This window comes from Deltaproteobacteria bacterium (genome assembly GCA_019309545.1).
Lineage (GTDB): Bacteria > Desulfobacterota > Desulfobaccia > Desulfobaccales > Desulfobaccaceae > Desulfobacca_B.
The window spans coordinates 1-6,621 of sequence record JAFDGA010000055.1; the positions used below are offsets into that span (position 1 = coordinate 1).

A 6,621-nucleotide genomic window follows, 5' to 3' on the forward strand; every position below is an offset into this window, starting at 1 on the left:
AGACAGGTGGCCCGGGCCCGGGTTACGGTGCCGTCGGGGACTTCCTTGTCTGTCTCTGGTTCAAAGATTTCGAATTCCACCCGCGGCATATACCCCTCTCCCTCTGGGTCTTCTCCCCCCTCTCCCTCTGGGAGAGAGTCTGCCTTTCTCCCCTCTCCCTTTGGGAGAGGGGTCGGGGGTGAGGGCGAAAGGTGTGGCACTTGCAGCGCCTGCCAGATTGTCTCCAGCACTGCCTCTGTTTCCTGTAAGACCTCGTTATTCCAAAAGCGAAGGACCTTCAAACCGTTCTGCTCCAGGAAAGCCGTACGCTTCTCGTCATAGCGCCGCGGTTCCGCATGTTGACCCCCGTCCAACTCAATGACCAGGGCGGCGTCATGGCAATAGAAATCAACCACGTATGGCGGAATAGGGTGTTGACGACGAAATTTTTTGCCGTCCAACCGACGATCCCGGAGTAGATGCCACATCTTGGTTTCGGCGTCGGTCTGTTGTTGCCGCAGGTTACGGGCAAATTGCAGAAGGTCTGGGGGGATGACCGCCGGGCCATGATGACCCTCACCCCTAACCCCTCTCCCAGAGGGAGAGGGGAGAAAGGCAGACTCTCTACCAGAGTGAGAGGGGAGAAAAGAAGAGGGTTTTTCCCTGATTATCACGGGGCGCAGGGCCAGCTTTTTCTTTGGCTTTTTGCACAGCCAGAAGCTCCGCATCAGGGGAATCTCCGCCCCGCAGTTGGGGGACTCGCACCGCACCGTCCGGGCCCAGAGGTAGGCGATGGGCGTGGCTCCGTCCGGGTCCTTGGGGTAAAACTCGGCCAGTTCCTGTTCTGCCTGCTTCTTGATCTCGGCCCCTACCTTGCGCAGTTCCGCGGCCAACTCCGGGCCATGGCGCGGGATGTCTTCCAGCATGACCTTGAGGATCAGGCAGGCTACCGGGTTGAGGTCGCTGGCAAAGGCCTCACAGCCCAGGCGCAGCGCCTCGAGGGGAATCGAACCCCCGCCAGCAAAGGGGTCCACCACCAACGGCGGCTCTTCACCATGCGCGGCCTTGACCAGACCCCTCCCCACTTCCAGATAGACCGGATGATTTGAGTTATCCCAGTTGGCAAAGTCCCCGATGAATTTGAGCAAAGCCTTCCGCAGATCTATATCCTTCGGGCCGATTTTCCCCAAAAGTTGCGGCAACAGATTCCGGGCCTGCAATTTAAAATCATCGGGGCAGTGTTGGTCACACGGGTCGGGCAGGAGCAGTCCCAGCAGCATGGCCCGGCACGCCGCCAGCGGCCGCCGGGCCCACCACAGATGCAGCGTCGACGGATGCCCATGCCGGATCGATTTCTCCCGCGCCGAGTGCTTGGAAACCACCGCAATGGGAAAATCCACCTCCGCCAAGCGCTTGCATTCCTTGGGGATCATTGGTTGCCTCCGTACGGTGCTTCATCCTCCCGGACCAACATCGGCTGCGTCATGGCGTCCACTTCCAGCCAGTAATGGGCCACTTTGGTCACCTCGTGCCAGGGGAAGCGGGCGGGGTCTTTGATCGGCTCCTGGAGGGTGGGGGTGGTAGCGCAGTTGGTGACCACATAGAGCCAATAGCAATCACGGCGGTCCTCGGCGACCCGGCGTTCGTTGGGCGTGAGCAGGATCGTGCCAATGGCGTCGGCCAAACCTTTAACCTCAATGAGCCGGAGTTCCCCAGAATTAAGGTCAAGGCTGGTGATATCATAGCCCAGGTTCTTGTGGTGAACGTCATAGACCTGGCGGCCTTGAGCCTGTTCGTACTCCATCACCGCTCGCATGGCCGCGGCCTCGGTTTCGGGGTTGGGCTGCATACGGCGGACGTCTGGGGCCTCGCGTTCCGGGTGGGGCAGAACCAGAATACTGGTCAGTCGTTCCACCGCCTGGAGCGTAAGGGAGCGCTGGCGCTCCAGTTCTTGTCGGCGGCGTTCCCGGCGGGCCATCAACTCGGCGTGGCGGTTCTCGGCCTGAGCCAAACGGCCGTCCGCCCCGGCTACCCCTTTTTCCTTGTCCTCCATGGCCTTGCCGATCTCCTCGTCAGCCCGCTGAAGCAATTCCGTCAGGGAAAGTTCCACATGTTGAGCGATGCGCTCCACCTCGGCTATCCGCTCTGCTCGGGTCTCTTCCAGGAAGGTCTGGAGGGCGTTCTGATGCAGCCACGCCAGCGGTTCAGGTGCATAAGCGATGGCCGGAAGCTCGGCGGGTGGCTCGGTTGGGGTAAAATTTCCCAAGAGATTCGACTCTCGCAGGCAAAAACTGGCATTTCCGCCTAGTTCTACGCTGAAAAGACGCTCGTGCACCACCTGCCCTAAACCGTCCACCACCCGGGCCCGGTAGAAGTCTAGTCGGGCTGGCTCATTATGTTGCAAGGAATAGAAGCAAGCTCCCTGGCTGAAGGCTGGGGCAGCCTGGGCAAATGTATGTCGGCGCACAGCCTCGAAAAGCGGATGACCGGGGGTGACCCATTCGAGGTTGTGCTTCTCGGCCGTGTCGCGGTCGGTGGAACAGCGCGGATACTTCGCCGCCAAAGCGGGGAGCCTCCAGTCCGGATCCCGTTCATGCCGCTTAAGAGCCGAGGGAGTGCGGGCGGGTTCGAAGGTATGGGGCAGGCTCCCGATGACCTTAAGGTTGAGTGGGACGTATGTAGCTGCCTCACGCAGAAAGCGGGCAACCGTCTCGGGCACCACGCGGCGCTCCTGGGCCCGGGCCCGGCGCTCGATGAGCATTTCCAGGTTTAGCTTCTTAGAGGCCAGGCCTTCCAAGGCGGTCTGGCAAATGGCCCGGAAGCGCCCCTCGTCGACGTTTTCCAGCAAACGCTCTTCAAGGTCGGCGTCGCCCAGTTTGCCGGCGTAATAATCGCGCAGGACCCGCTCGATGTGAGCCGCGGGCAATACTTCGCCTATCACGTTGAATACCGCATCGTCATCCAGGGCATTCCGGATTTCCTGGAGCTTCTCTAATAATCGCTGCAGAACCCGACCTTCAATGGTGTTGGTAGCCACGAAGTTGAAAATGAGGCAGTCCTGCCGCTGGCCGTACCGATGGATGCGGCCCATGCGCTGCTCCAGTCGGTTAGGATTCCAAGGGATATCGTAATTGAATAAGATATTGCAGACCTGTAAATTAATGCCCTCTCCTGCGGCCTCGGTGGCCACCAGCACCTGGATAGCGCCGTCGCGGAATTGCTGTTCCGAATAAAGCCGCGTGCCGGGCTCATCCCGGGAACCTGGCTTCATGCCGCCATGGATACAGCCGACCTTAAAGCCCCAGCTTTTCAGCTTGTCGAGAAGGTAATCAAGTGTGTCCTTAAACTCAGTAAAAAGGAGAAGGCGCTGGTCGGGATGATCGAAGAAACCCTCCCGATGGAGCAGATCTTTGAGCTTAGAAAGCTTGGCCTCGGCATCGGCGGCTTCCACGGCCTGGGCCTGATGGGCGAGTTGACGCAGCTCGGCAATTTCCTCCCGCACTTGCTCAGCGTTCCCAGCTAAGGTGATGGCCTCCAGAATCTCCTCGAGCCGCTCGCGTTCGCTCTCCTCCATTTCTTCGATCTCTTCCGGATCGGGGAGATCAGGTGGGGCCAATCGAACCAGCTCCTGGGCCTTCTTAAGTCCCATTTCCAGCCGGCGGGCCCGGTTCTCCAAACTATGTCGCATGGCATAGGTGCTTGAAGCCAGCCGGCGCTGATAGAGGGACATCAGGAAGCCCACGGCGCGGGCCCGAGGATCGTCACCCTGGGCCGCCGCCTTGACACTTTGGCGTTTTACATACCGGGTAACTTCCCGGTAAAGTTCAAATTCGGGGCCATCAATCTGGAATTCAACACTGTGCGGGATGCGTTTGGTGAAGATCTTTTCGGCCGCCCAGGTGCCGTCCGGACACCGTTCAGGAAAATAGACCATGGCTTCTTTAGTCCGGCGCAAATAAAATGGAGCCCGTCGTCGCTCCATGGCCTCTCGAATGGAGCGGACATCCGCGTAGACATCCGGATCAAGCAATTGCAGAAATAGCGAAAAATTAACCGGATCCCCCTTATGGGGCGTTGCCGTGAGCAGCAGGATATGATCTGAGGTGTCCCGCAGTAGTTCTCCAAGAGCATAGCGTGCCGTCTTCCGGGCGGGCGGGGTCCAGGACATGCGATGGGCCTCATCCACGATAATAAGGTCCCAATTGACCTGCCTCAAACCTGGCAGTATCTCGGTTCGCTTGGCCAGGTCCAGTGAGGTGATGACCTTGTTCTGCTCCAACCATTGGTTAACGCCGAATTGATCACGGATATCGCCGCCCTTTAAAACCAGGAACTTCTCGTCGAATTTCTCCTTCAGTTCCCGCTGCCACTGAAAGGCGAGGTTGGCCGGGCAGACAATGAGAATACGTTCGGCCAGCCCACGTAACTCGAGTTCGCGCATGAGGAGCCCAGCCATGATTGTCTTGCCGGCCCCGGCGTCGTCGGCGAGTAAAAAGCGGACGCGGGCCAGCTTAAGCAGATAGTCGTAGATAGCTTCTAACTGGTGCGGCAGCGGATCGACGCGGGAGATCGACAGGCCGAAGTAGGGGTCAAATTCCCAAGCGATACCAAGCGAATACGCTTGCAGGCCCAAACGCAGTAATAGTCCGTCGCCTTCGTAAGTAAAACCGGCATCTAAAATAGTAAGGTCTTCAAGGTCGCGGGCGCTGAGAGTAACCTTTCGGAAACGCTCAGATTGGGTGCCGACTAGGCCTAGGGTCCAGGTCCCATCACCACTGGTACGCACCGTCTCCACCCGCATGGGCTCGTTAAACAGCGAGCCGACCACCATACAACCTTCGTTAATCGGGCCGTCTGAAGTTGTCATCAGTCTTCCGTATGGAGACCTATCTTAAGTCGAAGTCTGCCGAAGATGTCGGTAATGGAAACCACGAATAACCTGTGAACAGATTTGGGTGGTTTACAAAAACACCTTATCTCTCTAAAAAATTGCTGGTCTTTGGCTAACTGGATAAGGCCTCAGATTTATGATGCTGCCTGATTTTTTGCAGTTCATTCCCTATCCTCTCTTCTGCCAACCGCAGCTCATAGTTTTTTTGCAAGTTCATCCAGATATCCGGCCCCGTGCCAAACCAGCGGCCCAAGCGTAAGGCTGTATCACCAGAGATGCCACGCCGGCCACGAATTATCTCGGTAAGCCGATTCGACGGCACCCCCAATTCTTTTGCCAACTCGTTAGCACTCATATTGAGTGCCTTTAACTCGTCAGCCAGGTGTTCGCCTGGGTGGATGATAATTCTCGCCATCTCCAACCTCCTAATGGTAATCAACAATTTCCACGTTAAGCGGCCCAGGAGAATCTTGCGGCCATTCAAAACAAACCCGCCATTGATCGTTGATGCGGATGCTGGACTGCCCCTGGCGATTCCCTTTAAGACTCTCAAGCCGGTTGCCGGGCGTGTTCAACGCCAACAGCCGGTCAGCCGCATGAAGCCTCTCAAGCCGCAGCATGGCCTGCCGCTCAAATCCTTGAAACCTTTTGACCCGTTCGCCCTCGAAGAAGGCCCGTGTCCACTTGTCCCGGAAGCTTAAAATCATTCATCACCGCGTTAAATTGTATGTTATACGTTTAGCATAAATATATCAAGGTTTATTCCGTCTAACTAGACAAAAATAGCCCTTTTATCTAGTTTTGCCCTGATCGACGCCAGGTCAAGGGAAGACCAGGAGAAAGACTGGCTAGGGTAGAAATCATTAAATTTTCTCCCTTTTTCTCCTCTTGACCAGTTCATTCTTTTCCCTGGCCTTAGCCTTGACCCGCAGCTAAAAACAGCCGATAATTGGACAAATGTTCTAAATGTCCAATTATTGAGACCAATCCCGCGGCTGGCCCGTGGATTAATTTTTATTGACTTATGGTTTAATTTGTGCTACAACGTAGCTCAAAGGAGGTGATGGTATGCCTGCAAACGCCGTGGTCCGGGCTCGGATTGACCCGGAGGTCAAAGAAGAGGCCGAAGCAGTATTAGCAGCTATTGGACTTACAGTGTCCGATGCCTTCCGTATGATGATGATGCGCATTGCCCAAGAAAAAGCCCTACCTTTCGATCCCTTAGTCCCCAATGCCGAAACCATAGAGGCCATGAAAGCGGCACGCCGGGAAGAGGTGGTTACGGTTGGACCGGAGGAAGATCTGCTAGCGAGTCTTAATGCGGACGATTAGATACACCAGCCAATTCAAGCGAGATTATAAGCGGGAAAAATCAGGGCGGCACAGCAAAGGGTTTGATGTTGCCTTATTAGAGGTCGTAAATCTGCTCGCCACCGACGCCCCCATGCCGCGTCAGTACCGCGATCATCCTCTGGCTGGCGAATGGGTAGACCATCGGGACTGTCATATCAAACCCGAACCGCCAGGCGCTCCCCTACCAAGGGTTGAATCTCTTCGCTGCTGACCCGGGGCACCATCCGCATGGCGGCAAACCTGGGCTTATCGGTCGGGGTTTCCACGGCTACTATCACCTTGGCTGCCGGCGGCGCCACGTCCACGTTTGCCGGGTTTCGGAGCACCAAAGTAGGTGTCATCCATCTCGATCAAGCCGGCCAGTTTGTAGTTGGCATCCCGTTCGGTCATGGCTTGGC

At 56.9% G+C, this 6,621-nt stretch carries 7 protein-coding genes; 2 read left to right on the forward strand and 5 right to left on the reverse strand.

Features of this window, described 5'->3' with window-relative positions; translation table 11 throughout:
• The 4 genes from JRG72_11080 to JRG72_11095 all read right to left on the reverse strand — a co-directional run.
• A partial coding sequence (locus JRG72_11080; protein MBW2135746.1) for a DUF559 domain-containing protein occupies window positions 1-1,412 on the reverse strand: 1,412 nt, incomplete at its 3' end.
• On the reverse strand, window positions 1,409-4,846 hold the full coding sequence (locus JRG72_11085; protein ID MBW2135747.1) for a DUF3883 domain-containing protein: 3,438 nt from the start codon (window positions 4,844-4,846) through the stop codon (window positions 1,409-1,411). The genes JRG72_11080 and JRG72_11085, both read right to left, overlap by 4 nt.
• Before the next feature lie 136 nt (window positions 4,847-4,982).
• The gene (locus JRG72_11090) at window positions 4,983-5,285 is read right to left on the reverse strand and encodes a HigA family addiction module antidote protein (protein ID MBW2135748.1); all 303 of its coding nucleotides are present in this window, start codon (window positions 5,283-5,285) and stop codon (window positions 4,983-4,985) included.
• Window positions 5,286-5,295: 10 nt separating this feature from the next.
• On the reverse strand, window positions 5,296-5,577 hold the full coding sequence (locus tag JRG72_11095) for a type II toxin-antitoxin system RelE/ParE family toxin (protein MBW2135749.1): 282 nt from the start codon (window positions 5,575-5,577) through the stop codon (window positions 5,296-5,298).
• Window positions 5,578-5,938: 361 nt separating this feature from the next.
• On the opposite strand from JRG72_11095, the gene JRG72_11100 reads away from it, so the two are divergent.
• Complete coding sequence (locus JRG72_11100; protein ID MBW2135750.1) at window positions 5,939-6,202, forward strand: type II toxin-antitoxin system RelB/DinJ family antitoxin; 264 nt, start codon at window positions 5,939-5,941, stop codon at window positions 6,200-6,202.
• Complete coding sequence (locus JRG72_11105) at window positions 6,189-6,434, forward strand: type II toxin-antitoxin system YafQ family toxin (protein ID MBW2135751.1); 246 nt, start codon at window positions 6,189-6,191, stop codon at window positions 6,432-6,434. The genes JRG72_11100 and JRG72_11105 overlap by 14 nt, the downstream gene beginning before the upstream one ends.
• Here JRG72_11105 and JRG72_11110 read toward each other — a convergent pair.
• Window positions 6,379-6,564 (reverse strand): hypothetical protein, encoded by a 186-nt coding sequence (locus JRG72_11110; protein ID MBW2135752.1) that lies wholly within the window; start codon window positions 6,562-6,564, stop codon window positions 6,379-6,381. The genes JRG72_11105 and JRG72_11110 overlap by 56 nt on opposite strands.
• Window positions 6,565-6,621 lie beyond the last annotated feature (57 nt).